This window comes from Pseudomonas sp. RA_15y_Pfl2_54, from assembly GCF_963971015.1.
Classification (GTDB): Bacteria; Pseudomonadota; Gammaproteobacteria; order Pseudomonadales; family Pseudomonadaceae; genus Aquipseudomonas; species Aquipseudomonas baetica_A.
The window spans coordinates 1-1,256 of the sequence record NZ_CAXAPN010000086.1; the positions used below are offsets into that span (position 1 = coordinate 1).

Below are 1,256 nucleotides of genomic sequence, written 5' to 3' on the forward strand. Positions count from 1 at the left end.
TGTGGTGGTCAACTAATTCCGGACACCTCGATAGGTGGTTTCGATGCCATCGCCCGCTCGTAAACGGTCGGCGGCAGATACCCCAGTTTTGAGTGCAGCCGTTCGTTGTTGTAAAACCCAACGATGTACTCAGTGATGTCGCGGATAGCTTCTGCATGGTTGGCATAATCACGTCGCCATACACGCTCCATTTTCAAGCTCAGGAAGAAGCGCTCCATCACCGCGTTGTCCCAGCAGTTACCTTTACGGCTCATGCTCTGCTGCATGTCGTTTCGCGCCAGCAACGCTCTGTAACTTGCGCTCGCGTACTGGCTGCCACGGTCTGAGTGGGCTATCAGTCCTGGTGGCGGCTGGCGCTGAGCGATGGCCAACTGCATCGCGCTACACACCAACTCTGCCGGCATGTTCGGGGCCATGGCCCAGCCCACTATCTTGCGTGAAAACAAGTCCAACACCACCGCCAGGTACAACCAGCCACTGCGAGTGCGGATGTAGGTAATGTCGGCCACCCAAGCCTTGTTTGGCGCCGTTGGGTCAAACTGACGGCCCAATATATTCTCTGCAATCGGCAAGTCATGGTTGCTATCGGTTGTGTGCACAAACTTGCGCTTCCAGGCCGAACGCAGGCCGTTGGCACGCATTAAACGACGGATTTTATAAAGACCGACAGCCATACCTTTGCCGCGCAAAGCATCACGCAACGGGCGGCTACCGTAGCAGCCACCACTTGCAGCAAACGATGCCTTGAGTTGCACAACGACAGGACAGCTCTGCCGAATAGGCGCCTCAGCGCGTTTTTGGGCCTCGTAGAAGCCGGATCGACTGACGTTTAATAAACGGCAGACATACGCCACCGAATAAGCCTTCTGTTGCAGCTGCCGAACCAGTCGATACGTTACTTCAGCTCGCGGGCAAAGAAGGCGGTAGCCTTTTTTAAGATGTCGTTATCCACCTTGAGCTGCCGGTTCTCTTGCTCCAGTTGGCGAATGCGCTGCTGTTCAGACGTCAACGGTTTACCGATTCCGGATTGTCCCAGTTGCTCGGCCTCGTACTGCTGCACCCAGCGTCGAACAGCCGTCTCACCAATATTCAGATCCCGGCAGACCTGCGGCACGGTCAATCCCTGATCCTTGATCATCTTCACGACTTGCAGCTTGAAGCTGTCGTCGAATGTTCTGCGTTTGTCGGTCATGAAAAACTCCTCGATAGATGCATTTTCCACCTATCGGGGTGTCCGGGGAAATTAGACCACTACA

1 protein-coding gene is annotated in these 1,256 nt (G+C 55.0%); it reads right to left on the bottom strand.

Annotated features, from left to right (window positions below; all coding sequences use genetic code 11):
* Window positions 1–8 precede the first annotated feature (8 nt).
* Window positions 9–1,192 (bottom strand): IS3 family transposase gene (locus AACY50_RS28575; RefSeq protein WP_339464584.1). Its coding sequence is split into 2 segments (ribosomal slippage): window positions 9–928 and window positions 928–1,192, totalling 1,185 coding nucleotides; the frame shifts between segments, so codons are not numbered across the junction.
* Window positions 1,193–1,256 lie beyond the last annotated feature (64 nt).